Source organism: Streptomyces flaveus (assembly GCF_014647675.1).
Taxonomy (GTDB): domain Bacteria; phylum Actinomycetota; class Actinomycetes; order Streptomycetales; family Streptomycetaceae; genus Streptomyces; species Streptomyces flaveus.
This window is the reverse complement of the sequence record NZ_BMPQ01000003.1, coordinates 59,168-85,349: the sequence shown is the minus strand read 5'-3', so window position 1 is coordinate 85,349 and position 26,182 is coordinate 59,168. Positions and strand designations below refer to the sequence as shown.

23 protein-coding genes and 1 other RNA gene are annotated in these 26,182 nt (G+C 70.0%); 10 read left to right on the top strand and 14 right to left on the bottom strand.

Annotated features, from left to right (window positions below; genetic code table 11):
• Positions 1–5 precede the first annotated feature (5 nt).
• The 4 genes from IEZ21_RS07110 to IEZ21_RS07095 are packed head-to-tail and all read right to left on the bottom strand — an operon-like array spanning position 6 to position 5,868.
• Positions 6–2,696: a beta-galactosidase gene (locus IEZ21_RS07110; protein WP_246567357.1), complete on the bottom strand. Its 2,691-nt coding sequence runs from the start codon at positions 2,694–2,696 to the stop codon at positions 6–8.
• Positions 2,693–3,598, bottom strand: coding sequence for a carbohydrate ABC transporter permease (locus IEZ21_RS07105; protein ID WP_189321024.1), 906 nt, complete (start codon positions 3,596–3,598; stop codon positions 2,693–2,695). The genes IEZ21_RS07110 and IEZ21_RS07105 overlap by 4 nt, the downstream gene beginning before the upstream one ends.
• Positions 3,598–4,575, bottom strand: a complete 978-nt coding sequence (locus IEZ21_RS07100; RefSeq protein WP_189321023.1) for a carbohydrate ABC transporter permease — start codon at positions 4,573–4,575, stop codon at positions 3,598–3,600. Before IEZ21_RS07100 ends, IEZ21_RS07105 begins: the two co-directional genes overlap by 1 nt.
• A 6-nt stretch (positions 4,576–4,581) precedes the next feature.
• The gene (locus IEZ21_RS07095) at positions 4,582–5,868 is read right to left on the bottom strand and encodes an ABC transporter substrate-binding protein (protein WP_189321022.1); all 1,287 of its coding nucleotides are present in this window, start codon (positions 5,866–5,868) and stop codon (positions 4,582–4,584) included.
• 326 nt (positions 5,869–6,194) lie between these two features.
• Between IEZ21_RS07095 and IEZ21_RS07090 the strand changes: the two genes are divergently transcribed.
• Positions 6,195–6,446 carry a hypothetical protein gene (locus IEZ21_RS07090; protein ID WP_189321021.1) on the top strand — a complete coding sequence of 84 codons (252 nt, stop codon included), beginning with the start codon at positions 6,195–6,197 and terminating at the stop codon, positions 6,444–6,446.
• Between the two features lie 436 nt (positions 6,447–6,882).
• Here IEZ21_RS07090 and rnpB read toward each other — a convergent pair.
• Together rnpB and IEZ21_RS07080 are read right to left on the bottom strand one after the other, a co-directional pair.
• Positions 6,883–7,288: RNase P RNA component class A (gene rnpB / locus IEZ21_RS07085), an RNA gene on the bottom strand.
• A gap of 78 nt (positions 7,289–7,366) precedes the next feature.
• The gene (locus IEZ21_RS07080; RefSeq protein ID WP_189321020.1) at positions 7,367–7,945 is read right to left on the bottom strand and encodes a Uma2 family endonuclease; all 579 of its coding nucleotides are present in this window, start codon (positions 7,943–7,945) and stop codon (positions 7,367–7,369) included.
• A 167-nt stretch (positions 7,946–8,112) separates the two neighbouring features.
• Between IEZ21_RS07080 and IEZ21_RS07075 the strand changes: the two genes are divergently transcribed.
• From IEZ21_RS07075 to eda, 4 genes are all read left to right on the top strand, one after another.
• A complete protein-coding gene (locus IEZ21_RS07075) occupies positions 8,113–8,904 on the top strand; it encodes a MerR family transcriptional regulator (protein WP_189321019.1) in 792 nt (263 codons plus the stop codon).
• Positions 8,901–9,506 (top strand): hypothetical protein, encoded by a 606-nt coding sequence (locus IEZ21_RS07070; protein ID WP_189321018.1) that lies wholly within the window; start codon positions 8,901–8,903, stop codon positions 9,504–9,506. Before IEZ21_RS07075 ends, IEZ21_RS07070 begins: the two co-directional genes overlap by 4 nt.
• A 12-nt stretch (positions 9,507–9,518) precedes the next feature.
• Positions 9,519–10,301, top strand: coding sequence for a peroxide stress protein YaaA (gene yaaA / locus IEZ21_RS07065; RefSeq protein ID WP_189321017.1), 783 nt, complete (start codon positions 9,519–9,521; stop codon positions 10,299–10,301).
• Between the two features lie 211 nt (positions 10,302–10,512).
• Positions 10,513–11,148: a bifunctional 4-hydroxy-2-oxoglutarate aldolase/2-dehydro-3-deoxy-phosphogluconate aldolase gene (gene eda, locus IEZ21_RS07060; protein ID WP_189321016.1), complete on the top strand. Its 636-nt coding sequence runs from the start codon at positions 10,513–10,515 to the stop codon at positions 11,146–11,148.
• Here the strand turns inward: eda and IEZ21_RS07055 are convergent.
• Genes IEZ21_RS07055 through IEZ21_RS07045 form a run of 3 tightly spaced genes read right to left on the bottom strand, consistent with a single transcriptional unit; the run spans position 11,123 to position 13,410 of the window.
• Entirely contained in the window at positions 11,123–11,806 is a 684-nt protein-coding gene (locus IEZ21_RS07055) for a histidine phosphatase family protein (protein ID WP_189321015.1), read from the bottom strand. The two genes, eda and IEZ21_RS07055, sit on opposite strands and share 26 nt — an antisense overlap.
• A gap of 9 nt (positions 11,807–11,815) precedes the next feature.
• Positions 11,816–12,559: a zinc ribbon domain-containing protein gene (locus tag IEZ21_RS07050; RefSeq protein WP_189321384.1), complete on the bottom strand. Its 744-nt coding sequence runs from the start codon at positions 12,557–12,559 to the stop codon at positions 11,816–11,818.
• Positions 12,556–13,410, bottom strand: coding sequence for a Nif3-like dinuclear metal center hexameric protein (locus IEZ21_RS07045; RefSeq protein ID WP_189321014.1), 855 nt, complete (start codon positions 13,408–13,410; stop codon positions 12,556–12,558). Before IEZ21_RS07045 ends, IEZ21_RS07050 begins: the two co-directional genes overlap by 4 nt.
• Positions 13,411–13,692: 282 nt before the next feature.
• On the opposite strand from IEZ21_RS07045, the gene IEZ21_RS07040 reads away from it, so the two are divergent.
• Positions 13,693–14,835 (top strand): hypothetical protein, encoded by a 1,143-nt coding sequence (locus IEZ21_RS07040; protein ID WP_189321013.1) that lies wholly within the window; start codon positions 13,693–13,695, stop codon positions 14,833–14,835.
• Positions 14,836–15,219: 384 nt separating this feature from the next.
• Here IEZ21_RS07040 and IEZ21_RS07035 read toward each other — a convergent pair whose 3' ends face one another.
• From IEZ21_RS07035 to chsH3, 3 genes are all read right to left on the bottom strand, one after another.
• Positions 15,220–16,167, bottom strand: a complete 948-nt coding sequence (locus tag IEZ21_RS07035) for a 3-oxoacyl-ACP reductase (RefSeq protein ID WP_189321012.1) — start codon at positions 16,165–16,167, stop codon at positions 15,220–15,222.
• 91 nt (positions 16,168–16,258) lie between these two features.
• Positions 16,259–17,335 (bottom strand): Zn-dependent alcohol dehydrogenase, encoded by a 1,077-nt coding sequence (locus tag IEZ21_RS07030; RefSeq protein ID WP_189321011.1) that lies wholly within the window; start codon positions 17,333–17,335, stop codon positions 16,259–16,261.
• Positions 17,336–17,356: 21 nt separating this feature from the next.
• Positions 17,357–18,229: an enoyl-CoA hydratase ChsH3 gene (gene chsH3 / locus IEZ21_RS07025; RefSeq protein WP_189321010.1), complete on the bottom strand. Its 873-nt coding sequence runs from the start codon at positions 18,227–18,229 to the stop codon at positions 17,357–17,359.
• A gap of 310 nt (positions 18,230–18,539) precedes the next feature.
• Here chsH3 and IEZ21_RS07020 point away from each other — a divergent pair, with 310 nt between their 5' ends.
• From IEZ21_RS07020 to IEZ21_RS07005, 4 genes are read left to right on the top strand one after another with little or no spacing between them, the layout of a single operon-like run.
• Positions 18,540–19,463 carry an ABC transporter ATP-binding protein gene (locus IEZ21_RS07020; RefSeq protein WP_189321009.1) on the top strand — a complete coding sequence of 308 codons (924 nt, stop codon included), beginning with the start codon at positions 18,540–18,542 and terminating at the stop codon, positions 19,461–19,463.
• 17 nt (positions 19,464–19,480) lie between these two features.
• Entirely contained in the window at positions 19,481–20,200 is a 720-nt protein-coding gene (locus IEZ21_RS07015) for an ABC transporter permease (protein ID WP_189321383.1), read from the top strand.
• Between the two features lie 33 nt (positions 20,201–20,233).
• The gene (locus IEZ21_RS07010; protein WP_189321008.1) at positions 20,234–21,532 is read left to right on the top strand and encodes a sensor histidine kinase; all 1,299 of its coding nucleotides are present in this window, start codon (positions 20,234–20,236) and stop codon (positions 21,530–21,532) included.
• A gap of 52 nt (positions 21,533–21,584) precedes the next feature.
• Complete coding sequence (locus IEZ21_RS07005) at positions 21,585–22,217, top strand: response regulator transcription factor (protein ID WP_033324582.1); 633 nt, start codon at positions 21,585–21,587, stop codon at positions 22,215–22,217.
• Positions 22,218–22,449: 232 nt separating this feature from the next.
• On the opposite strand, the gene IEZ21_RS07000 is transcribed toward IEZ21_RS07005, so the two are convergent.
• Both IEZ21_RS07000 and IEZ21_RS06995 read right to left on the bottom strand, forming a co-directional pair.
• Positions 22,450–23,874 carry a DHA2 family efflux MFS transporter permease subunit gene (locus tag IEZ21_RS07000; RefSeq protein WP_189321007.1) on the bottom strand — a complete coding sequence of 475 codons (1,425 nt, stop codon included), beginning with the start codon at positions 23,872–23,874 and terminating at the stop codon, positions 22,450–22,452.
• A gap of 150 nt (positions 23,875–24,024) precedes the next feature.
• Positions 24,025–26,076 carry an RICIN domain-containing protein gene (locus IEZ21_RS06995; RefSeq protein WP_189321006.1) on the bottom strand — a complete coding sequence of 684 codons (2,052 nt, stop codon included), beginning with the start codon at positions 26,074–26,076 and terminating at the stop codon, positions 24,025–24,027.
• Positions 26,077–26,182 lie beyond the last annotated feature (106 nt).

The window sequence follows — 26,182 nt, the reverse complement described above, 5'->3', positions numbered from 1 at the left end:
CTCCCTCAGCCGTCCGGAGACTCCAGCCGCAGTGTACGGAGCTCCGGATCGCCCGGCCCGGCGGCACCCCGCACCAGCAGGGCCAGCCCGGACCAGCCCGCCGGGACCCATATTATGTTCGAGTCCCCGCCGGAGAAGGTCGGCCGGTCACCGTCGCCGGCCCAGACGCGGCCCACGCACTCCCCGGCGGCCCATCCGGTCACGCGGATCTGCGTCCCGTCGAGCCGCACCAGGAAGCCGTCACCGGACGTCGGCAGGTCGACGTCGAGCCACGCCTCCTCTCCCGGTTCCAGGGTCAGCGGCAGCTGGATGTCCTGCCCCTGCGAGGGACCGGTGGCGGCGAAACCGGTCAGCAGGTCGTCGTCCTGTACCGAACACGACCAGTCCGTCACCGGTTCGAGGCCCAGCAACTCGGCGCCGAGGCCGCCGCCGCTGGGGTGGTGCGGCAACGCGACCGAGATCTGGTGGGTTCCCGCGGGCAGCAGGACCCAGGGGTCCTCGGCGGTGACAGTGCGCGGCTCACCGTCGTCCACGCTCACCCGCACCGGCTCGACCACGCCCCGAAGGTGCAGCGCCGAGGCGGTGTCCGACCGGACGTCGCGCGTGTAGGTGACCGGGAGGCCGACGCGGGTGCTGCTCCAGCCGCCGAGCGCGCGCGTGGGCGCCGGCAGGCCCGCCCAGTGGCCGCGCACCGACCACAGCGCCGACACGTCCGTCACGTCCCGGACCGTCCACAGCGTGCCCAGTCCGCGCAGCGCGCCGAGGCGGAGGGCCGGCAGGCGCGCGTCGTCGAAGTTCGCGTGCCCCCAGATCTCCACGACGGCCTCGACGGCGACAGCGCCGGTCGCCTCACGCACGTCGATCCGCCGAGCCGCGCCGAATCCGGTGATCGTCGGGCGCGCCCTGCCGTCGATCGACAGGTCGACGATGTCCGCCGCGCCGACGAGCAGGAGCTCGTCGACATCCGTCAGATCAGCTGTGGTCCGGTACGTTCCGCGCCCCCGGTACACGCCGAGCGACTCCAGCGTGGGCGGCAGTTCGTGGCTTCCGGCCGGCTGCTCCGGAGCACCGGCCGATCGCCGCCGCGCGGCCCGTACGGTGCTGGGCGGCAGCGGCGGCAGTGGCGGCGTGCTCCGCGACGGGGGCGCGTCGGTCAGGTGCGCTGTGCCGTCGGTGTCCGTGGCTCGCAGCCGTGCGGCGTCCGCCGGTGCCAGCGCGACAAGTGTCAGGCCTCCGACGGTCGTTCGCTCGGGCGCGCCTGCCGTGGGCGCCGGAATCTCGCCCCGGGTTTCGCCTACGACGACGGTGACCGGTATCTCGGAGGAGAACGTCAGCACACCGTCCGACGCCGCCACCAGATCCGCCGACGCCAGGGTGAGCGTCCCGTCGTACCCCCACGACCGCAGCGGTACGTCCACCAGCATCAGCGGACACGAGTCCGGGGCGACGGCGACGGGTACGCCGTTCACGACCGCCGTGCCCGGTGCCGTAACCGGCGCCGTGCCTGCGGTATCCGCAGCGCCGAGATGCGGCACGGCGACGAGCCGCCCACCCCCGTCCAGGTCCAGCGCCGACGGCGACGAGCTGGTCGGGAAGTCGGCGGTCACCGGCCCGCCCGGCACGCTCGCCCCGGCGGAAGTGGCGAGCGCCAGTCGCGGCCCCAAGGTGTCGATCACGCGTGCCAGCACCTGGGCCTGGATGTACTCGGGCCGTTCGGTGCCGGTGGACGAGACGTAGCCGCCGAAGTCGTAGCCGTGGCTCATGAAGTTGGCGGGGTCGCCCCAGTTTCCCGTGGACGGCGTGTACCCGAAGTTCCATCCGGACGACTGCAGATAGGGCGCGATCAGCGAGGCGCCGCTCGCCAGGAGCCGCCGCAGGGTGCGGTGCCGCCGGTTCGTCTCGGTGATCAGCAGGGGCAGGCCGCGGTCCGCCAGGAGCTCGGCGTAGCGCCGTACCTCCGGCTCGAGGTCCGGGGAGTCGTCGTCCGGGTAGAAGTTGCAGGCCGGTACGACGCCGGGGACGTTCCCGGTGGCTCCCTCGATGTCGCCCTGTCCGGAGCAGGCGACAAGCGGCACGGTGATGCCGTGGCGGATCGTCTGGTCGCGCAGGGCGGTGAGGTATCCCGCGCGGTCCGCACAGTCGAAGAAGTCCAGCTCGTTCTCCAGCTGCACCATGATGACGGGTCCGCCCGCCGGGTACTGGCGCTCGGCGAGCAAAGGCAGCACCTGGTCGAACCAGGCCGTCACCTGGGCGAGGAAGCGCGGCTCGTTCTGACGGACGCTCAACTCCGGGTCCAGGCCGAGCCATGCGGGCAGCGCGCCGCCGTCCCACTCGGAGCAGATGTACGGGCCGGGTCTGGCTATGACGTACAGCCCGGTCTCCTGTGCGAGGTCCAGGAAGGCGGCGACGTCACGCCGGCCCTCGAAGGACCAGCGGCCGGGCGCCGTCTCGTGGAAGTTCCAGGGCAGGTAGACGTCCACGCAGGTGTACCCCGAGGCACGTACCTGTTCGAGCCGGGCACGCCACTGCTCCCGCGGAAGGCGGAAGTAGAACAGCGACGCGCACAGCACGACGCGCGGACCGCCCTCGATCCGGATGCCCCGGGCGTCGAGTTCGATGGCACCGCTCTCGACGGCGCCGCTCTGGATGGCGCTGCTCTCGACGACTCCGCTGACCACTGTCGTCGGACGACTCACTTGACCCCCGCGCTTCCGCCGCTGATATCCATTTCGTACAGGTACTTCTGACCCAGGTAGTAGACGAGGATCATGGGCAGGGCGAGCAGGATCGAGCCGACCATCACCATGTTCCAGGGCGGGGCCTGGCCCGCCTGCGAGGTGGCGGTGATGTACTGCACGCCCAGGGCGAGCGGCATCTTCGACTCGTCGTTGAGGTAGATCAGGGGGCCCATGAAGTCGCCCCAGGTGTGGGTGAGCGTGAAGATGCCGATGGCGATCAGGACGGGCCTGAGCATCGGGAACATGATCCGCCGGTAGATGCCGAAGAAGCCCAGGCCATCCATCATGGCCGCCTCGTCGAGCTCGCTGGGCAGCCGGGAGACGAACTGCCGTACCAGGAAGACGTTGAAGGCGTTGGAGAAGAAGTTCGGCACGATCAGCGGCAGGAAGGTGTTCACCCAGCCCAGGTCCCGGAACAGGATGAACTGAGGGATCATCGTGATCTGCGTCGGGATCATCATGGTGGCGATGACGATGAGGAACATCGTGTTCTTGCCCGGCGCCCGCAGCCGGGCGAAGGCGTAGCCGACCAGGCCGCTGGAGAGGACCTGCCCCGCCACCGAGAACAGCGAGATGAGCACAGAGTTGAGCAGGAAGGTGCCCACCGGCAGCTCGGTGCCGAACACCCGGGAGAAATTGTCCCAGTGGAACTCGCGCGGGATGATCGTGAACGCGCCGTTGTTCACGGTGGCGTCGCTGGACAGGGCGATCGAGCCGACGAAGACCAGCGGGGTGGTCAGGATCGCCGCGACGATCAGCAGGGTGCCGTAGGTGAAGGGCGTCGCACGGAACGCCCGTACGGCAGGGGCTTGTCGGTCCTCGTGCCCGCGCTTGCGCACAGGGGTCGCCAGGGTCGCCATCACTTCACCTCGGTCTCGTAGAACACCCAGCGCCGGGTGGTGCGGAAGGCGATCACCGTGAACACCAGGATCACCAGGAACAGCAGCCAGGAGATCGCCGAGGCGTAGCCCATGCGGTAGTAGCTGAACGCCTGGTCGAACAGGAGCGGCACCATCGTCTGGGCCGCGTCGTAGCCGGCGGGGTTCTTGCCCTTGGGGATGAGGATGTAGACCTGCGAGAAGATCTGGAACGCGTTGATCAGGCCCATGATCAGGTTGAAGAAGATGATGGGCGTCAGATGCGGCAGCGTGATGCTCCAGAACTGCCGCGTCGCGCTCGCGCCGTCGACCTCGGCCGCCTCGTACAGCTCACGCGGGATGCCCTTCATCGCGGCGAGCAGCAGTACGGTCGCGGCGCCCGCGCCCCACGCCGACATCAGGATCAGGGCGGGCTTGACCCAGGGGCCGTCGAGCAGCCAGTTGGGGCCCGACAGTCCGAACAGGCCGAAGAAGTCGTTGATCGGGCCGTTCGGTGCGAGCACCATCCGGAAGATCATCGCCGTGGCGACCAGCGGGATCAGCGTCGGCAGATAGATCAGAGTGCGGAACAACTTGCGGGCCCTGACCTGCTTGTTGAGCAGGTTCGCCAGCCAGAGTCCGAGGACCAGGCCCAGCGGGACCGAGATCGCCGCGTAGTAGAAGGTGTTCCACAGGGCCTTCCAGAACACCGGGTCGTCGGTGAGGAGCTTGACGTAGTTGTCGAAGCCGACCCACTTCGGCGGGTTGAAGGAGTCCCAGTCGGTCAGGGAGTAGTAGATCGACGCGATCATCGGCCCGAGCAGGAAGACCAGGAAGCCGATCACCCACGGCGAGATGAACAGGTAGAAGGAGAGGGCCTCACGGCGCCGGCGCTTGGAGAACCTCTGTTTCCCCGGTGACGCGGGCTTCTTCGCGGCCGCCGAGGACGCCTCGGGGGTGGGGGCCGTCGTGGTCGCCATCGCCGGTCATCCCGCGGACTTGATGAGGGACTCGAGGTCCTTCTGCACGGCGGTCAGCGCCTTCTTGGCGCTGCGCTCCTTGCCGAGCCAGAAGTCGGCCAGGCCGTTGGAGATCGTGTCGATCATCTCGTTCCACTCGGGGATGAACGGCGCCCGGAAGACGAACTCGCTCGACTCGGCGAACACGCCCATGTCGACGTCCGTCTTCATCCACGACGGCTTGAGGAACGTCTGGCTCTTCTGCACCTCCAGGTTGGCCGGCACGTCCTGGCCGGAGGCGATGATCTGCGCCTGCGCCTCGGTGGAGGTGAGGAAGTCGATCGCCTTGAATGCCTTGTCGCGCTGCTTGGAGGTGCGCGAGATCGCGAGTCCGCTGCCGAACGCCGACACGGCCTGCTTCTTGCCGCGCCACATCGGCGCGATGTCCCAGCCGAACTTCACCTTCGTCAGACCCGACATGACCCAGAAGCCGTTGGCGTGGGTGGCGACCTTCTGGTTGGGGAACGCCTGGTCGCCGCCGATGTCGGGGCCCATGTCGGCGTAGTCCGCCTTGCTCGGCACCACCTTGTGCTTGAAGACCAGGTCGCCCGCCCACTGGAGCGCCTCGACCACCTCGTCGCTGTCGACCGCAGGCCGGCCGTTCGCGTCGATGATGGTGCCGCCGTTCTGGTACGCGAGGCTCCACCACTGCGGGAACCATTCGGCACCGCTGTATCCCCACACCTTGCCGGGGACCGTCAGCTCCTTGAACGCGTCGAGGGCGTCGTCCCAGGTCCACTCCGCGGTGGGGGCCTTGATGCCCTTCTTGTCGAACATGTCCTTGTTGTAGAACACGGTGACCGCGCCGGAACGGTCCGGTATCGCGTAGAGCTTGTCCTGGTACGTGTACAGCGAGCCGACCGGGCCGAACCGCTGCTCGGGGTCGAGCTTCGCCGTCTTGGCGAGGTCGTCGAGCTCCAGCAACTGGTTCTTGCTGGAGTACGTGTTGACGCTCTCGGCGACCTGCATGATGTCCGGCCCGTTGCCGCCGGCGATCATCGTCTGGACCTTCTGCGGGTACGAGTCGCCCGGGATCAGCTGGAGCTTGACCTTGAGGTCGGGGTGCTTCTTGACCAGCAGGTCGATGCGGGCCTGGTACGTCTTGCGGTCGGGGTCGCCGCCCCACACCGTCATCACGAGCGGCTTGTCACTCGAACCCGCGCTGGAGCCGCACGCCGTGAGCGTGATGACGCCCGCCGCGACTCCCAGACCAAGAAAACCCCGACGGGAAAACTGCGCTCTGCCAAGCGTCATGGCATGCCTTTCGATGAAGTGTGCACACGCCCAGGAGGTCACCCGGCGATCAGTCAGACGATCAGGACGGGCTTCGAATGGCCGTTAAATTAACCCTCGTTTTAAGTCCCGACAAGACCTTGTTTCCCACAAGTTTCAGAAGGCGCGACAGGTACACGGGCAGAGGGGCACAAGAGTCCGCATGACATGCGAAAGGACCCCAAGCCGACGGTAAGCACAGGTCAGAGTGGGGGCTGTCCGCCGGAGCAGGAAGCCGAAGCTCGTCCGCCGCCCGCTGTCACCGGGCTGGACGGACACGACGGGCAGCCTGGTGGCCAACGAGGTGCGTGCCGGCCCGCGGCACGTACATCCCCCTCTCCTACGCCCGCGTTCTCCTGGAGGACGACTGCACGCTCGGGCCGAGGGGCGGGCGCATCTTCAGCTACGAGCGGGCGAACCGCTACCTCGTCGGCTCGGAGTTCGCGGAGCTGGTGAAGCTCAGACTGGTCGGGACCGTAGGCACCAGCGTCGAGCAGCTGAGGGACTTCGGGCTGCAGCGAGCGCACGAGGGGTACAGCGTCATGCTGTCGAGGTGGTAGCGGCGCAGCAGGGTCAGTGCGTCGGCGCAGCTGGTCCACGCTTCCGGGCCGGAGGGGTCGCGGTCGAGGCGGGACAGGACGGACTGGGCCGCGGTGAGGGATTCGGCGAGTTCGCGTCGCAGCTCCTCTGCCGCCAACGCAAAGCGCGGCCACAGACGTCCGTACTGTCCTGGTGGCCGCACAAATCCCGCTGATCCCCCTGGATGCGGAATTCTACGGTCAGCGCACCAATGCGTGAAGCGTCAACTACGGAACGATTTTCTCGCTGTTCACGAAGCCTCGGTGTGCCCGGCCCGCAGCTCCCTGAGGAACAGCGACAAGAGCACAACCCACTCCGTCGCCCTGCCACGACCTCGACAGTCCGCCCGTCCGGCGCGGACGTCTGTTTCAGGTACTGGCGCGGCGTTCCACCAGCCGGCAAAGCCGCAGGTGGCGGCAGACGAGTCGGGCTGTACGCCGGATTTTGTCGCCCGGTCGCCTCGCGGCGGCCGGGGAGACGGCCATCCATCTAGGGCCGACGTTGCCGCCGACCTCGTGCGGTCTACCCGCGGACTCGGGCGGGCAGCCCTCGAACGTCCGCGCAGAGCACCTGTTACGGCGGCTCCTTTTGACCTTGCTCCGGGTGGGGTTTACCTAGCTGCCCAGGTCACCCTGGGCACTGGTGGTCTCTTACACCACCGTTTCACCCTTACCGAGGACCGAGGTCCCAGGCGGTCTGTTTTCTGTGGCACTGTCCCGCGGGTCACCCCGGGTGGCCGTTAGCCACCACCCTGCCCTGTGGAGTCCGGACGTTCCTCGGGAAGCCCCCTAGGGGGACTCCACGCGGCCGTCCGCCCGGCTCGTCTGCCGTGTCGACCATGGTACCGGGCGTACGGCCTGCCCTGGTCCGCGCTTCGATCCGGACACCGTCCGCCGGTGGCTCAGAGGAAGTCCGTGGTGTCCAGATCGAAGGAAAGAGGCTCGGGGAGGGCCAACGGATCGCCGAAGGAGCGCTTGGTCCGCTGCCGATAGTCGTCCTTCTCGGGCTCGCTGAACAGCGTCACCATGGAGGCTTCACGGTCGACGAGCAGGTACAGGGGGATGCCCCCGCGGGCGTAACAGCGACGCTTGACCTCACGGTCGGCCTTGGGCTTGGTGGAAGTGACCTCCAGCACCATGGTGACGCCGTCGCACGGCATCCAGGACTCGGCACCCCGGTAGAGCCGTAGCGCCTTGGGTGCGAACGTGCCGTCCGGGATCACATAGTCCTTCGGGCATCCGCCCCCGCTCTTCAGCTTCAGCCCCTTGTTCCCGGAGAATTGCATCTTGGTCCGGGACCGCAGGTACACCTGCTCCACGATCAGCCCGATGTAGTCCTCGTGGTCCCCGTCCGGCGGCGGCGTCACGACGATCTCCCCCTCGACCAGTTCCGCCCGGAAACCCTCCGGGGTGTCCAGGGCAAGAAAGCCCTCCAGCAGAACGTCCGCCTGCGTGAGCGACTCGTGTGCCATGGCAGTCATGTCACGCCCCTCCTTCGGTCGGTCGCCAGACTGGGACATCGAGAGATCACCCGTCCATGAGATCGGGAACTGTTCCCTCGATCGTGGCACACGATCACCGACCCCGTCAGGCACCGCCGGAGGCCACCGCTTGACCCCGCCGCAACGTCAACGTTTCTACTGATCGCATGCGAATCGGAGAGCTGGCCGCGGCCGTCGGCGTCACCACGCGGACCCTGCGGCACTACCACCACCTCGGGCTGTTGCCCGAACCTGAGCGGCGGCCCAACGGCTACCGCGACTACGGGCTGCGGCACGCCGTCGTGCTCGCCCGGATCCGGCGGCTGACCGAGCTGGGGCTCGGGCTCGCCGAGGTGCGGGATGTGCTCGCGGACGATGCGGGGCGCGACCTCGCCGAGGTACTGGCCGAGCTCGATGACGACCTGGCGCGGCAGGAGCAGGCCATCCGGGAGCGGCGGGCTCGGCTGCGGGGGTTGCTGGCCGACGCCGAGGCGGGGCGGTTGCCCGTCGAAGGGCCCGTGTCCCCCGAACTGGCCGCGCTCTTCGCCGACTTGGCGCAGACCTCGATGGGACTGCCCGAGTCCCCCATGGCCGCCAAGGACCGCGAGATCATCGCCCTGCTGGACACCGCCGCACCCCCGGAGGAGCGGGAGCGGCTGCTGTCCGCGCTGGGCAGCTTTGCCGGCGAGCCGGGCGCGGTGGACCGTGCACACGAGGCGTACGCACTGCTCGACGCACTCGTCGACGCCGACCCGGGCGACCCCCGCGTGGACGAGGCCGCCGAACTGCTCGCCTCCTGCCTGCCGGACTCCGCTCTGGACGGGCTCGGCATCGGGAACGTAGGCGAGGAGCACAGCTTTCTGCGGGCCTTCCTTGCCGACTTCGCGCCCGCGCAGGCGGAGGCGATCCGGCGCACGATGCGGCTCCTCGTGCAGCGCCACGCAGGAGGTGCGCGGTGAAGGCCGTCGGACCGGCGCGGCGCCTGGCCGAGCACGAGCTGCGGCTCCTCGTGAGCATCGCCCTCTGGATGGCCCGGCGTCAGCACGGCACCCGGAGCGGGCGAGCCTTCGGGTACGCGCGGGGCCAGGGTGCGCCCATGCTGGGATTCGGCTTCGTGTGCGTGCTCGAGACGATCGCCATGGCGGTGCTTCTGCGGCCCTGGCCCGCCATCGAGCGGTCCGTACTCGTCCTCGACCTCTACGGCGTGCTCCAAGTCGTTGGCATGCACGCGGCCTCCGTGAGCCGCCCACACGTTCTGGACGACACCTCGCTGCGCATCCGCCGGGCCGCCCACGTGGACCTCAGCGTCCCCCTGGACCTCATCGCGTCCGTACGCCGCGAGACGCGCTCCACACACGAGAAGCGCGAGGGCGAGCTCGACCTGGCCATCGGCGCGCAGACCACGATCACCCTCGAACTGACCGAACCCATACGGCACTTCACCTTCCTCGGCCGCCCCAGGAACGTACGCCTGATCCGCTTCCATGCCGACGAACCGGACGTACTCGTTCGGGCGATACGCGAGATGCGTACGCTGGCGCCTGCCCCTCGTACGTACTGAAGGAGAACCACCGTGCTCGTCCTGCTGCCGCCGTCCGAAGGAAAGGCGCCCTCCGGGCGGGGCGCGCCGCTGAAGCCGGAGTCGTTGTCGCTGCCGGGGCTTGCCGAGGCGCGGCAGGCGGTGCTCGACGAGCTGGTCGAGCTGTGTGCGGGCGATGAGGAGAAGGCACGTGAGGTGCTCGGGCTGAGTGAGGGGCTGCGGGGCGAGGTCGCCAAGAACGCGGTGCTGCGGACCGCGGGGGCGCGGCCCGCCGGGGAGATCTACACGGGGGTGCTGTACGACGCCCTTGACCTGGCCTCGCTCGACGCGGCGGCGAAGCGGCGGGCGGCGCGTTCGCTGCTCGTCTTCTCCGGGCTGTGGGGCGCGGTCCGCGTGACGGACCGGATTCCCTCGTACCGCTGCTCGATGGGTGTGAAGCTGCCGGGTCTTGGGGCGCTGGGCGGGCATTGGCGTATGCCGATGGCCGCCGTTCTGCCCGAGGCTGCCGGGAACGGGCTCGTGCTCGATCTACGTTCCTCTGCGTACGCGGCCGCGTGGAAGCCGAAGGGGGAGGTGGCGGGGCGTACGGCGAGTGTGCGGGTGCTGCACGCGCCGACCCGGAAGGTGGTCAGCCACTTCAACAAGGCGACGAAGGGCCGGATCGTACGGAGCCTGCTGCTGGCCGGGGCCGCACCGAAGGGACCGGCGGAGCTGGTGGAGGCATTGCGGGACCTCGGGTACGTGGTGGAGGCGGAGGCGCCGGGGCGGGTGGGGACGGCGTGGGCGCTGGATGTGCTGGTGGACGAGATCCACTGAGCGCTCCGCTGGAAGTGCAGTGATTCGGCTGCGGGCCGGTGGGGGCTGGTCGCGCAGTTCCCCGCGCCCCTGAAGGAAGGCCTGCGGCCTCCTTCAGGGGCGCGGCACTGCACCGGACTTCACCAAGGCCGCCGCACTGAGCACTGAGCGAGCATTGCAGCATGTGCAATGCTCTTTGCGCATGCTGCTCGGCGGCGGCACGATATGGAGCATGGTCGTCTCCGTGCTCGATCTCGCCCCTGTCGTCCCCGTGGTCGTCGTACGGGACGCCGCCGACGCCGTTCCTCTCGCGCGGGCACTCGTCGCAGGCGGCCTGCCCGCGATCGAGGTGACGTTGCGGACGCCGGCCGCGTTGGACGCGATCCGGGCGATCGCCGGTGCGGTGCCGGAGGCGGTGGTCGGGGCGGGGACGGTGCTTACGCCGGGGCAGGTGACGGAGTCGGTGGCTGCCGGAGCGCGGTTTCTGGTGAGCCCGGGCTGGACGGACGTACTGCTGGAGGCGATGCGGGCGTCGGGGGTGCCGTTCCTGCCGGGGGTGTCGACCACGTCGGAGGTGGTGGCGCTCCTTGAACGCGGGGTGCGGGAGATGAAGTTCTTCCCGGCTCAGGCGGCGGGCGGTACGGCCTATCTGAAGTCGCTTGCCGGGCCGTTGCCGCAGGCGCGGTTCTGCCCGACGGGCGGGATCGGGCTCGGGTCGGCTCCCGACTATCTGGCGCTGCCCAACGTCGGCTGTGTCGGCGGGAGTTGGATGCTGCCGGAGGACGCCATCGCCGCGAAGGACTGGGCGCGGATCGAAGCACTGGCCCGCGAGGCTGCGGCGCTCAACGCAGATGAGACATGTCGTTGAGCAGGCGCAGGCTCGCGTTGCCGTCCGCGTAGTACGCCACCTCCGAGAGGGAGGCGGCCGACAGCTCCATGCGGAACAGGGACTCGGACGGGGCGCCGAGAGCCAGCCGTACGAGGGTCTTGATGGGCGTGACGTGGGAGACGACGAGCACCGTACGGCCCGGGTGGGCGGCGAGCAGCTTGTCCCGGGCGGCGGCCACGCGCTCGGCCACCGCCGCGAAGCTCTCGCCCCCGCCGGCCGGCTCGGCATCCGGCGCCGCCAGCCACTCGTCCAACTCCTCCGGATACCGCTCCCGAACCCCCCCGAAGGTCAGCCCTTCCCAGGCCCCGAAGTCGGTCTCCCGCAGCCCGTCCTCGATACGCACGGCAAGGCCGAGCCGCGCGGCGACGATCCCCGCGGTCTCCCGGCACCGGGCAAGGGGCGACGAGACGATCTCCTGAACGCTCTCCCGCCCGGCCAGCGCCTCCGCCACCCGTTCGGCCTGCCCCCGCCCCACCTCCGACAGCCCCGGATCGCTCCCCCCACTCCCGGAGAACCGCTTCTGCGGCGTCAGCGGCGTCTCCCCATGCCGCAGGAGTACGAAGGTGACGGGCGCCCCGAGATCAGCAGGCACGGCGGCCGGGGCGACGCCCCGCGCCGCCCGTACGGACTCACCCACGCGCGGCCCCTACAGCCCCGACTCGGACGTACGGACCAGAATCCGGCGGCAGTTCTCGCAGCGCAGCACCGCGTCCCGTGCCGCCGCCTTCACCTCGTTCACCTCGGTGATGTTGAGCTCCAGGCGGCAGCCCTCGCAGCGGCGCTGGTAGAGGCGGGCCGCGCCGACGCCGCCCTGCTGCGCGCGGAGCTTGTCGTAGAGCTTCAGCAGGTCGGCGGGGACCGAGGCCGCGATGACCTCGCGTTCCTTCGTCGCCGTCGCGATCTCGCTGTCGAGGGACTCCGTGGCCGCGTCCCGCCGCGCCATCGCGTCGTCGGTCTTCGACTGGACGGAGGTGACCCGCCCGGTCAGCTCGGCCACCCGCTCCTGCGCGGACTCGCGGCGCTCCATGATCTCCAGGACCACGTCCTCCAGGTCGCCCTGCCGCTTGGCGAGCGAGGCGATCTCGTGCTGGAGGTTCTCCAGGTCCTTGGGGGACGTGACGGCGCCGGAGTCCAGGCGCTGCTGGTCGCGGGCGGCGCGCTGGCGCACCTGGTCGACGTCCTGCTCGGCCTTCGTCTGCTCGCGGGTGCAGTCGCTCTCCTCGGTCTGCGCGGCGACGAGCAGGTCACGCAGCTGGGTGAGGTCCTTGTTCAGCGATTCGATCTCGGCGTGCTCGGGCAGCGACTTCCGCTTGTGCGCCAGCTGCTGAAGGCGTACGTCGAGGGCCTGGACGTCGAGAAGTCGGATCTGGTCGGCGGGCTCGGCGTTCAGTTGGGGGCTCCAGGGGTGTTCGTCGGGTTGGACGCCGCGTGGGTCGTCCAGGGGTCGGTGACCGTCTTGGATACGTGGACACGAAGTCCCCATCCGTTCCGGTCGGAAATCTCGTCGAGCTGGGAGGCGGCCAGCTCGCACCAGGGCCATTCGGTGGCCCAGTGCGCCGCGTCGAGCAGCGCGAGAGGACTGTGGGCGCGGGCCTCTGACGCCGGGTGGTGGCGCAGGTCCGCGGTGAGGAAGGCGTCGGCACCGGCGGCGCGTACGTCGTCGAAGAGGCTGTCTCCGGATCCGCCGCTCACCGCCACGGTCCGTACGAGCGCCTCCGCGTCGCCCGCGACCCGGATGCCCTGCGCCGTGGCGGGCAGCCGCTCGGCGGCGCGCGCGGCGAGTTCGCGGACGGTCAGCGGATGGTCCAGCTCGCAGACCCTGCCGAGGCCCCGGCGGCCCTCGGGGTCGGTCGGGTCCGGCACGAGGGGCCGTACGACCCGGATGTCCAGCGCACCCGCGAGAGCGTCGCTGACGCCCGGATCCGCACGGTCGGCGTTCGTGTGGGCGACGTGCAGCGCGATGTCGTTCTTGATGAGGGTGTGGACCACGCGGCCCTTGAAGGTCGAGGCCGCCACCGTCGTCGTACCGCGCAGGTAGAGCGGATGGTGGGTGACCAGCAGGTCAGCGCCCAGCTTCACAGCCTCGTCCACGATCTCCTGGACCGGGTCGACGGCGAACAGTACGCGCGTGACCTCGCCGTCCGGGTCTCCGCAGACCGTGCCGACCGCGTCCCAGTCCTCTGCCCTCTCGGGGGGCCAGAGGGATTCGAGCGCGGCGATGACTTCAGACAGACGGGGCACGTAAGAAAGGCTACTCGCCTCTCCCGCGTGCCCCGTCGGCGCCGGCTCACTTCACGAGGTAACCGCGCAGGTCGTCCAGTACCTTGTCCGCCGCGGTGCCCCCGAGCCCGAGGTCATGTTCAGGTGAGCCTCACCTTGAACCGTCGGATCCCGGCCAGCACACCTGCCCCCGTTTCATCAGGCGAATCGCGACATTGCCACCCGTATGTGTGAAGCGTCCGCCAGTCGATGCTCCGTCTGTACGTACGAAAACTACCTTCATGGCCGGAGGTGACCCAGACGATGACGGCCTGTGCCATCGAATCCGCCGCTGAGAACGAGACGCGGGCAGGATGCGTGATCACCACTGACGGGTCCTACGCGGCCCGCCTCGCCCCGCGCGGCGACTCCTGGTTCCCGGAGCGCTGGACCCTGGACGGCCCCGAGCCGTACGCCGTGCCGCTGCCGGGCGAGCGGCCGGAGAAGCCCGGCACGGAGGTGCAGCCGATGGCGGACGGGCGGGTGCTCATCCACCGGGTGCCTCAGGGGCGGCACACGTTCGCGCTGCTGTATCCCACAGGGCCGGGGACGGGCGAGGTGCCGCTGGGCGCGGTGGAATGCCGGGACGGGACAACGGAGTTGCGGTTGCTGCCACCCGCACCGGGCGGCCTTCGGGCGTACGCCGTTGCCGTGGGCCTCGGTTCCACCTCCGTGTGGCTGGTGGCGGGCGGCGCCTTCGGGCCCGAGCGTCTCGCCACGGTGCCGGGTCGCTGCTCGGGCGGGGTGTGGCTGTCCGGCGGGGACCGACTGCTCGCCCTGGACCGGGAGTTGGACGGCCGGACCAAGACGGTGGTGGTCGACCTGGAGCGTGGCGGCGAGGTGTCGCCGCTTCTCCAGATCGCTGAGGAGAGCAACGACCGGTTGCTGCTCGCGGACGCCGACAGCGGGCTGCTGCTGATCCGCTCGGACGCGGCGTCGCCGGGGCGGGATCGGCTTGGGTGGGGCGTGTTGGGGAGCACGCTGCCGGTGCGCTTTCCGGACTCGCTGCGGTTGGCCGGCCACACGGCGACGCCTTTCGCCATCCAGCCGGGGCAGATGCTGATGCCGGAGTACTGCGCGGTGGCGTTGCGGATCGATGGCGGGGGCGGGCGCGGGGGCAGTTGGCTGGGGGTGTGGCGGCCCGTTGAGCGACAGGTGCACCAACTGGCCGCGCCCGTAGGGTGGTTGACGGGGGCCGGGCTGTGGACCAGGGATGGGGTGCTTCGGCTGCCGTACGCGACGGGGACGTTGCCGTGTGGGGTTTCGCGGGTGGTGGCGCCTGTGGAGGCGGAACCTGACGACGGGTTGCCCTCGTCGGGGCGTCCTGTGCCCTTGCAACAGGCGCCGTTGAGCGTGCGGAAGCTTTCTAGTGCTTTTGCCGGGCGACGTGCTGCCTCCGGCGGTTGAGCAGGGGTGCCTACGGGGGTGGTGGGTTCAGTCCGTTGGCGACTGCGGGCCGTCTGTGGCTGGTCGCGCAGTTCCCCGCGCCCCTAAAAGCAAAAGCCTGCGCCTTCCCTCGCCCCGGGGAAGCCCGTACCCCCAACGACCCGCAGCCTCCCTCCGGCGGGAGGGGTCGTGGGCCGGTGCGTCGTATGCCCGTCGCTTAGCTCCGGTCTCGGAGAACCCGCACCCTGTACCAGCCCAGGGCCGTATGCCCGCCCTGCGACGGGCTGACGCACCGGCCCACAACCCCGCACCCACCACCCACCCAAGGGGCGCGGGGAACGGCGCGACCAGCCACCCACACACCCGCACCCAAAAACGAACCCACCCGCCCAACCGCCGGAGGCATCAGGTGAGCGTTTCGTGCTTGAGGCCCAGTACCTCCGTTGCTGCGAACGTTTCGTTCGGGGGGCGTTCCGCGTAGTGCGGGGTGAGGTGCGTGTCCAGTTCGTCGTAGGTGAAAGCGTCCTGTTTGGTGTCGAACTTGGCTGACACTTGGGGGCGTTCGACTATTGCGACCATGCCGCCGTGGACTACGAGGAGTTGGCCGTTGATGCGTGCGGCGGCGGGTGAGGCCAGGTAGCCGACCAGTGGGGCGACATGCTCGGGGGCGAGCGGGTCGAGGCCGTCGGTCGACTCCCCGGAACCGGCGAAGACGTCCGCTGTCATCCGGGTGCGGGCGCGCGGACAGATCACGTTCGCGGTGACGCCGTACTTTGCGAGGGCCAGTGCCGTGGAAGTGGTGAGGCCAACGATTCCGCCTTTGGCCGCCGCGTAGTTGGGCTGGCCTGCGGAGCCCGCGAGGAAGGCCTCGGAGGAGGTGTTGACGATGCGTCCGTACACCGGCGCGCCCGTCGCCTTGGAGCGGTTGCGCCAGTGCGCGGAAGCGAAGTGGGTCGTGTTGAAGTGGCCCTTCAGGTGGACGCGGATGACGGAGTCCCACTCCTCCTCGGACATCGAGAAGACCATCTTGTCGCGCAGGATGCCCGCGTTGTTGACGAGGATGTCCAGCTGCCCGAACGTGGCGACCGCCAACTCGATCAGTCCCTGGGCCTGTTGGTGGTCGGCCACGTCACCGGTGTGGGCGACCGCTCGGCCGCCGGTCTGACGGATCTCGTCCGCGACCTCCTCGGCGGGCCCGGCCGAGGCGTCGCCGGAACCGTCCCGCCCCGGCTGGCCGAAGTCGTTGACGACGACGGCGGCGCCGGGGCGGGCGAGTTCCAGCGCCTCCGCCCGGCCGAGCCCGCGGCCCGCACCGGTGACGATCGCGGCTCGCCCTTCAAGTGGCAGTGACATCAAGGCCCCTTCAGCCATCGGTATCGGTGATCGGTCGGCGGAATGTGACACATCGACCCCGATGTGTCACATTTCCGCGAATACACCTGGGTCAGATCTCGATGCACGTGCGGAGCGCGACCCCCGTACGCATCTGGTCCAGCGCCTCGTTGATCTCGCTCAGCGGCACCCGGTGGGTGATCAGCCCCTCCAGGTCGATGCGTCCGGCACGCCACAGCGCGATGGTCCGCTCGTACGAACGCAGGACGTCCCCGCCGCCGTACATGCTCGGCAGGATCCGCTTCTCGTCGAAGAACAGCTCGAACATGCTGAGCTGCAGGAAGTCGTCCATGGCGCCTGCGCCGACGACGACCAGCGTGCCGCCGCGGCGGGTGTTCTCGTACGCGGTGCGGGCTGTGGCGGACTTGCCGACCACCTCGAAGACGTAGTCGAAGCCCTCGCCCGCGGTCAACGACTGCTTGGTGTCGGGGAGTTCGTCCGGTGATACGGCCCTGGTGGCGCCGAACTTCAGCGCGGACTCGCGGCGTGAGGCCACCGGGTCGACGGCGACGATCTCGGCGGCGCCCTTGAGCCGAGCGCCCTGGATCGCGGAGATGCCGACGCCGCCGCAGCCGATGACCACGACCGACGAACCGGCTTCCACATCGGCGGTGTTGAGGGCGGCGCCGAGTCCCGTGGTGACCCCGCAGCCGATGAGGGCCGCGATGTCGAAGGGCACGTCGTCCGGGATGGGCACGGCGCAGCCCGCGTCGACCACGACCTCCTCGGTGAAGGTGCCGGTGCCCGCCATGCCGAAGACATCTCCTGCGGGGCGCTTGAAGTTGGGCGTGCCCGCGTTCATGAACCCGGCCAGGCACAGCTCGGTCTGGCCGCGCTTGCAGGCGGGGCAGGCGCCGCAGGCGGGCAGCCAGCAGACGACGACGCGGTCGCCGGGTTTGACGTTCGTGACGCCTTCGCCGACGTCGAGGATCTCGCCCGCCCCCTCGTGCCCGGGCACGAACGGCCCCGGCTGCGGCAGGACCCCGGACATCGCCGAGAGGTCCGAGTGACACAGTCCGGTGGCCCGTACCCGGATCTTCACCCGGCCGGGGCCGAAGCCTGCCACCTCGATGTCGTCGAGGACCTCCAGCTTGTCCTGGCCGATCTCGTGCAGTACGGCTGCCCGCATGGTGCGGCTCCCCTCAGGAGTTCAAGAGTGTTCGACGATGGTGTCGGCCAGCACCGGCGCGTCGTCACGCTCGACCGCCGTCACCGTCACCCGGACCCTGCCGTCCTGGCCGCCTTGGCCGTCCTGCCACATGCGGATGCGGAGGGTCTCACCGGGGAAGACGACCCCGGCGAAGCGCGTGCTGTAGGAGCGGACCCGTGCCACATCGCCGCCGAGCAGCGTGTCGACGACCGCCTTGAGCGTGATCCCGTACGTGCACAGCCCGTGCAGGATCGGCCGGTCGAACCCGGCGCGCTTGGCGAACTCCGGGTCGGCGTGCAGCGGGTTCCAGTCGCCGGAGAGGCGGTAGAGCAGGGCCTGGTCCTCGCGGACGTGACGCTCGACTTCCCGGCTCGGGTCGCCTGTCGGCGGGTCGAGGCGGGTGGAGGGGCCTCGTTCGCCGCCGAAGCCGCCTTCCCCGCGTACGAAGATCTGGGCGTCGTTCGTCCACAACGGGCCCTCGTCGTCGGCGACTTCGGTGCGCATGACGAGGATGGCGGCCTTGCCCTTGTCGTACACGGCCGCGATCCGTGCGGTGGCAACAGCCTTGCCCTCGGCGGGAATCGGGCGGTGCAGCTCGATGCTCTGGCCGCCGTGCAGCACGTGTGCGAGGTCGACCTCGACGCCCGGCATGGACAGTCCGCCGATCACGCCCGGGGAGCCCGCGCCCGCGACGGTCGCGAAGCTCGGCAGGACGTGCAGCCTGGACTCGAGGGTGTAGCGCAGCTCGTCGGGGTCGGTCGCCGGGACGCCCGCGCCGATTCCCAGGTGGTAGAGCTGGACGTCCTTGTGGTTCCAGGTGATCTCGCCGGTCCGGGGCTCGGCGGCGAGGGCCTTGGCGGGGTCGATGGGCATGCGGCTCCTGACTGCTGGCGGATCTTCGGCGGAGAAGACCTCGGTGCGGCCGTCCGCACCGTCGGACGCACCGAGGTCGACCTCGGGCCGCGGAACCCGCCCGTTCTAGAACGCGTTCCAGTACGGCGACCCTCTGTATAGCCCAGCTCCCAGCACTTGTGAAGACTCCTGACGCTATGTCAGATGAGCTGCCCAGGGCTATGGGCTATGGGCTATGGGGCCGTGGGGAGCGGGCAGTGACATTTGTCCCGCTCGAGTGCGTACAAGCGCATCTGCCGCGTCCGGCCCCCGGATTCGTAGCGTCGTACTCATGAAGAAAACGACTGGGACGACGCATCAAGCCGTGTCCTTCACGGGGGCGGTCAAGACCTTCGGCTCGGTACGCGCCGTGGACGGGATCGATCTGGAGATGGCGGGCGGCGAGACCGTCGCGCTGCTCGGCCGCAACGGCGCCGGAAAGTCCACCGCGATCTCGCTGCTCCTCGGCCTGAACGAGCCCGACGAGGGTGTCGTACGGCTCTTCGGCGCGGCGCCGGAAGAGGCCGCACGCGCGGGCCGGGTGGGCGCCATGCTGCAGGACGGCCGGCCGGTACCGCGGGTGACCGTGGGCGAGCTGGTCGGATTCGTCGCCCGTACGTATCCGGCGCCGATGCCTGTCGCCGAGGCACTGGAGCTCGCGGGCATCGCCGAGCTGGCCGGGCGGCGCGTCGACAGGCTCTCCGGGGGCCAGACGCAGCGGGTGCGGTTCGCGGTCGCGCTCATCGGGAACCCCGCGCTGATCGTGCTCGACGAACCCACCGCCGCCCTCGATGTCGAGGCGCGGTACGCCTTCTGGGACTCGATGCGGGCGTACGCGCGGCGCGGCCACACCGTCCTGTTCTCCACCCACTATCTGGAGGAGGCGGACGCAAATGCCGACCGGATCGTGGTCATCGACCGGGGCCGCATCGTCGCCGACGGCAGCGGTGAGCAGCTCAGGCGGTCGGCGGGCGGCAACCTGGTCGTCTTCGACCTGGCGGGCCGCTCCACGGAGGGCCTGACCCTGCTGCCCGGTGTGGTGTCGGTGGAGGTGCGCGGGGACCGGGCGCGGCTGCGTACGGAGGACTCGGACGCGACGGTGATCGCGCTCGCCGGGATGGGTGCCGTACGGGGCCTGGAGGTGGCGCCCGCGTCGCTGGACGACGCGTTCCTGGCGCTGACGTCGGGCTCGTCGAACGTACTGGAAAGGGTGTGATGGCGGTGACTGGCGTGGTGTGGGAGTACCTGCGGCTCGAAGTACGCCGGACGCTGCGCGACACCGGTTTCGTGATCGGTGGCGTCGCCATGCCGGTGGCGATGTACCTGCTGTTCACCAACCTCGGTGACGGCGACGACAGCGGCTGGAAGACCGCCTCGATGGTCGGCATGGCCGCGTACGGGGCGATGAACTCGGCCCTGAACACCGGTGCTGGCGTCGCCGAGGACAGGTCGACCGGCTGGCTGCGGCAGCTGCGGATCACGCCGATGACTCCGCGCCAGGTCGTGATCGGCCGGGCGCTGACCGGGGCGGTGACGGTGCTGCCCGCACTCGTCGCGGTGCTGGCGGCGGGCGGGCTCGTCAACGGCGTACGGCTGGATCTGTGGAAGTGGGCGGCGATCGCGCTGCTGCTGTGGCTGGGCTCGATCCCGTTCACGCTGCTCGGTCTGGGCAACGGCTACCGGCTGACCGCGCAGACGACCGGGGTCGCGAACATGGCCTGCAACCTGGTGCTGGCCGTCGTCGGCGGCCTGTGGTTCCCGCTCGCTCTCTTCCCGGAGTGGCTGCGCTCGCTGTCCGCGTACACACCGACGAACCGGTTCGCGCAGCTCGGCACGGCGGTCGCCGACGGGCATGCGCCGACCCTGGGGACGGTACTGGTGCTGAGCCTCTGGCTGCTGGCCTTCGGCTCGTACGCTGTTACTTCGTACCGCAGGACCGCGCGAACCGTCTGAATCTGTCTGGAACCGTTTGAGCGGGGGCAGGGCATGTCCTGGATGACCAGGGTCAATTACTGGCTGGCCTTGCGGCACGCCGAGGGCTGTGAGCGGGCCCGGGCCCAGAAGAAGACCGACCGGAAGAAGACCGGCCGGCCGCCGGAGGAACTAGGCCCGCCGCCCAGCGGCTTCGCCCTCCTCCCCTGGCTCCTGATGGGCCTGGGCTCCTTCTCCAACCTGTTCCAGGGCAAGACCCCGAACCCCTGGATCGGCGGCATCGGCCTGGTGGCCTTCAACTCCCTCTACATCGCGCTGGTGTTCCGCGCCTTCTCGAAGGAGGCACGCGAGGCCCGCTCCACCCGCCTGATGCTGATCGCGCTGGGCGTGGTGACCTGCACGCTGGCCATCGTCTACGGCGGCAGTTGGCTGCTCTTCTTCCCGCTGCTCGGCCTGGCGACGGGCGCGATCGTACGGGGCCCGTGGCTCGGCAGGGTCGGCGTCGGCCTGACCCTGCTCGCGGGGGCCACGGCCGCGGTCCGGGACGGCTGGGGTGCGGTGAACGTCGCGTACGGCACCTTCCTCTCCACCATGGTGACCGCGGCGATCCTCTCCCTCTCCGAGGCCGTACGTGAACTCCGCGCCGCCCGCGAGGAGTTGGCCCGCCGCGCGGTCGAGGAGGAACGGCTCCGCTTCTCCCGCGACCTGCACGATCTGCTCGGCCACACCCTCTCCGTGATCGTGGTGAAGTCGGAGGCGGTCCGTCGTCTGATCCACCGCGACCTGGACGCGGCGCTGGTCCAGGTCGGGGACATCGAGTCGGTGGGCCGCCAGGCGCTCACGGAGATCCGCGAGGCGGTGACCGGCTACCGCGAGGGCAGCCTGGCCACCGAACTCGACCGGGCCCGCTCGGCGTTGCAGGCGGCCGGTATCGAACCGGTCGTACGCCAGTCGGGCCCGCCGCTCGCCGCCCAGACGGAAGCGCTGCTGGGCTGGGTGATCCGCGAGGCCGTCACCAACGCCGTACGCCACAGTGGCGCGACCCGCTGCGAGATCGCGGTCGAGGTCGCCGCGGAACGCGTCCGCGTCCGCATCTCGGACGACGGCCGCGGTGCGCTTCCCGCGTCCGACCCGCCCCCGTCGATCCCCGGCATCGGCGGCACCGGGCTCAAGGGCCTCACGGAACGCCTCGCGGTGGCGGGCGGCTCACTGGAGGCGGGGCCCGGTCCGCGGGGCGGCTTCGTGGTGACGGCGGAACTGCCGGTGGAGACGGCGGAGTTGGGTGAGGCGGGGGTCCCGGCGGACGTTTCGGAGGGGGCGCGTGTGCTGAAGCTGCCGGGGACGGCGGCCTGAAGGGCCCTGATCGGAGTGCGTCCGCCCGGCCTACGCTTGGGCCGTGAACGAGATGCCCCGGGACCACCGTCCCGCCAAGTCCATCCGCGTGCTGCTCGCCGAGGACCAGGGGATGATGCGGGGCGCCCTCGCTTTACTGCTCGGGCTTGAGGACGACATCGAGGTGGTCGCGCAGGTGGCGGCGGGTGACGTGATCGTGGACGCGGCGCTGGAGTCGCGGCCCGATGTCGCGTTGCTGGACATCGAGTTGCCGGGGATCAGCGGGCTCGACGCCGCCGCGCGGTTGCGGGACGAGGTCCCCGACTGCCGGGTGCTGATCCTCACCACCTTCGGCCGCCCCGGGTATCTGCGGCGGGCCATGGAGGCGGGCGCCGCGGGGTTCCTGGTGAAGGACGGGCCCGTGGAGGAGCTGGCCGCCTCCATCCGACGGGTACTGACCGGCGAGACGGTGATCGATCCGGCGCTCGCCGCGGCCGCGTTGAGCGCGGGACCGAGTCCGCTCACGGCTCGCGAATGCGACGTACTGAAGGCCTCCGCCGACGGCTCGACCGTCGCCGACATCGCCACCAGACTCCACCTCTCCGAGTCCACGGTCCGCAACTACCTCTCCTCCGCGATCGGCAAAACGGGCACCCGCAACCGCATGGAGGCGATGCGGGAGGCACGCCAGCAGGGCTGGCTCTGAGACCCCGCGCCCCGAGGAGGCCGCAGGCCTCTAAGGGGCGCAGGGCTGTATCGATGTGCGGCTCCGCCACGCGGGCGCGACCAGCGCCCCGAAGGAGGCCGCAGGCCTCTAAGGGGCGCGGGGAACTGCGCGACCAGCCACAACGCGCCCGCAGCCGCGAAACGACTGTCACCCCCCACCCCCTGGCCGGGTTAGGGCCGCGGGCACAACGAACCCGCAGCTTTCGAACCACCTAACCAGCGGAGCGCCGTGGCAGCCACAGCAGCATCAGTACCGCGCCGCCGAGCAGCAACCCCATCCCCGTACGGAAGGCCAGCGCGTACCCCTCCGTCAGTGCCGGGGCCGACGTGTCGGCCCCGGTCCGCGCCGCCGCGATCGTCGACATCACCGAGAGGCCGAGCGAACCGCCCATCGTGCGCGAGGTGTTGACGAGGCCCGAGACCAGTCCGGCGTCCCCCGGCGCCGCCCCCGACGTGGCCAGCGAGCCGAGCGGCGTCGCCGCCAGTCCGGCGCCGAGCATCATCAGGATCCCGGGGAACATGATCGCGGTGAGGTACGTACCGTCCGCGCTCATCGTCGACTGCCAGCCGAACCCGACGGCGGCCACCAGGGTCCCGAACACCGCGACATGGCGCGCCCCGACGACCCGCATGAGACGCGGCGCAAGCTTCGCGCCCAGCACCACCGCGAGCGAGCTGGGCATCAGCGCGAGGCCGGCCTCCAGAGGCGTATAGCCGAGCACGTTCTGGGCGTACAGCGTCATGAAGAACCACATGCAGAACATGGCCGCGCCGCACAGGAACATCGCCACGTTCGCCGACGACACCGACCGTATACGGAACAGCTTCAGCGGCATCAGCGGCGCCTTCGTCCGCGCCTCGACCAGCAGGAACAGCCCGATCAGCGCGACCCCGGCAAGCAGCGGGGCGACGGCCGCGGACGAGGTCCAGCCCTCGGCCTCCGTCTGCACGATTCCGTACGCGAGGGTCGCGAGGCCAGCCGTGACCAGCAGCGCCCCCGGCAGATCCAGCCGCCGCCCGTCACCGGCCCGGCTCTCGGGGAGCCACCGCAGGGCGCCGGCCAGGACGACGGCGCCGACGGGCACGTTGATCAGCAGCACCCATCGCCAGGACAGCCCCTCGACCAGCAACCCACCGACGAGCCCGCCCGCCGCGCCGCCGCCCGCGCCGACAGCCGTCCAGGTCGCGATGGCACGGGCGCGTGCCGCCCCTTCCGGTACGGCCGACGTCAGGATCGTCAGCGTCGAGGGCGCGAGTACCGCCGCGCCCAGCCCCTGCACGGCCCGCGCGAGCAGCAGCTGCCACTCCGCCTGGGCGAGCCCGCCGCCGAGCGAGGCGAGCGTGAAGAGGGCGAGCCCGATCAGGAACATCCGCTTGCGCCCGTACAGGTCCCCGGCCCGCCCGCCGAGCAGCATGAATCCGGCGAAGGCGATCGTGTACGCGTTGACGACCCACTGGAGTCCCGTCGCGCTCAGCGCCAGGTCGGCCCGCATCGAGGGCAGGGCCACGTTGACCACGGAGATGTCGAGCACGACGAGGAACTGGCCCGCGCAGGCGAGCGCCACCACCACCCAGGCGGGCGGCGCGGAACGACGGGACACGGGTCTCTCTACGGCGGCTCTGAGCATGGCAGTCATGCTCTCAACCGGCCCGCGCCCCGTACATGGGATTTACGTCCCAGGGGCCCTCGGCCATGAGACCTACAACCGCACCAGTACGGCAGAAAAACGTGACGCCTCCGGCCGCCGGACCGGAGGCGTCACGCCCCACACACATGTGCGAGTGGATCAGTCGGTCACGTCCGTGACCCTCCAGCGCTGGTTGGAGCCGGAGTTGGGCGTCCACAGCGTCACGGCCGCGCCCTCGTTGGTGGCCTGTCCGCCGACCTCCAGGAGGCGGCCGGTGGCTGCGTTGACGAGGGTGAAGGTGCCGTCACCGGTCGTGGACATGATCCACTGGGTGGCCTTGTCACGTCCGCCCTTGTCGGGCTCCACGATCGGGGCGCCGTCACGGACGGCGAGGCGCTTGCCCTCCACGGGGTTGGTGAACACGTACCGCTGCCGGTTGTCCGTGTCACCGCTGATCTGCTGCAGCTGCCACTGCTGGCCGGCGTTGGCCGTGCCCGTGGCGGCCGACCTGATGACCAGGTTGGTGCCGTTGCCGGCGACGGTCAGTGCCTTGTTGCTCTGCACGCCGGTCAGCTTGTAGGTGTGGCCCTTCTGGAGCAGCGCGGCGTCCTTGGCGACACCGGACACGCCCTTGATGACGAAGGAGGTCACCGACTGGGCGGGCACGGTGAAGGTGGCCTTGCCGTCGCTGACCTTGATGCGCTTGTGCCGCTCGAGCTTGTTGTCGGCGCTGGTCACCACGGGGGTGACGCTGGCGTGGCGGCTGATCTTGCCGAACTTCGACAGGTCGACGGTGACCGTACGGGCGCCGGTGGTGCTGTTGACGTGGACGACGCTCGCCCTGTCGCCCTTCTTGGAGACGGCGGCGGCGCTGGAGGTGTCGTTCACCTGGATCAGCCGGTCACCGGGCTTGATGTAGTGCGTGAAGTTCCGGGCGGTGTCGAACTTCGTGTTGGTGTAGATCGGGCACGACTCGAGGGTGTCCTCGGAGGTGCAGCTGAACGGGAGCTGGATGGAGCCCCAGTTGCCGCCCTTCGCGGACTCGCCGCCGGGCTTCATGTTGTCGTAGTCCTCGACCGGCTGCCAGAACACCCAGGCGCTGGGCTCCAGTTCACGCAGGTCGTCGACGATGCGCTGGGCCAGGCCCAGGCCCGGACGCATGTCCGTGAAGCTCTGGCCGTCGCCCCAGTCGCCCTCGACCTCGCTCATCCACAGCGGCTTGTCCTCGGCCTTGGCGAGGTCGCGCGCGCTGGTGCGGCCGCCGGTGCCGTAGGTGTGGACGTTCATCTGGTCGACGAGGTCGCGCACCTCCTGCGGGTAGCTGAGCCAGTTCTGCGTGAAGGTGCTCGGGTTGGTCTCGTCCATCGCGGAGATCTCCGCGTCGGTACGGGACTTGTCCAGGACCGGGGCCAGCGCGCGGAGCACCTTCTGCTGGAGTTCGGGGCCCATGTGGGCGCCTTCCTGACGGCCGCCTACGGGCTCGCCGTCGGGTCCCAGCTTGGTGCCCCAGTAGTCGGTGTTCGGCTCGTTGAACGGGTCGAGGGTGTCGACGTCGATCTTGTGGGCCTTCTCGAGGCGCTCGGTGGCGCCCACCAGGTACTTGGCGAAGTCGTCGATCGACTCGGGCTTCAGCTGGTCGGTCTTGGAGTCGAAGCCGCCGGAGACGTAGCCGCTCTCGGTCATGAACCAGGGCGGCGAGTTGCTGAACGTCTCCCAGTGGGTGATGTCCTTCTTGATCCGGTCCACCCACCAGCGCTGGGTGGCGTCGGCCTTCGGGTTCCAGTCGTTCTTGTCCTCGGCGCTCCACCAGTCGGTGTCCTCGCGGGTGGTGCCCGCCGGGGCCTTCCACCAGCCCTCCACGGCACCGCCGGCGCGCAGGTAGTCCTTGACGTCCGGGGCGTTGCCGCCGCCGATGTTGTAGCGCGCGATGTTCAGCGCGAGACCGGAGTCGTCGAAGAGAAGCTTCGCCAGCTTCTCCCGTACCGCCGGCGGATAGTCGCCGGTGGCGTTCGCGAACCAGACCAGGCTGGTGCCCCAGCCCTCGAACTTGTCGTGCTTGTAGGACGGGTCGGGCCGGACGGTGACGGAGGGGGTGTCCGCCTCCGGGACCTGTGCCGTGGACGACGGGGCGGAGAGCAGGGCGGCCCCGGTGGCCAGGGCGGTGAGGCCGGCGGCTCCGAGGAGCCGTCTGTTGCGGGTGCGGCGTGCCATCGTGTCGTGTGCTCCCAACTGCGGTGGTGGTAGCTGCGGTTGACCTCCCACCCGTCGGGCAGGAGGGATGGCCCTCGGACGGGTGCGGTGCTGTCCGAGGAAGTCC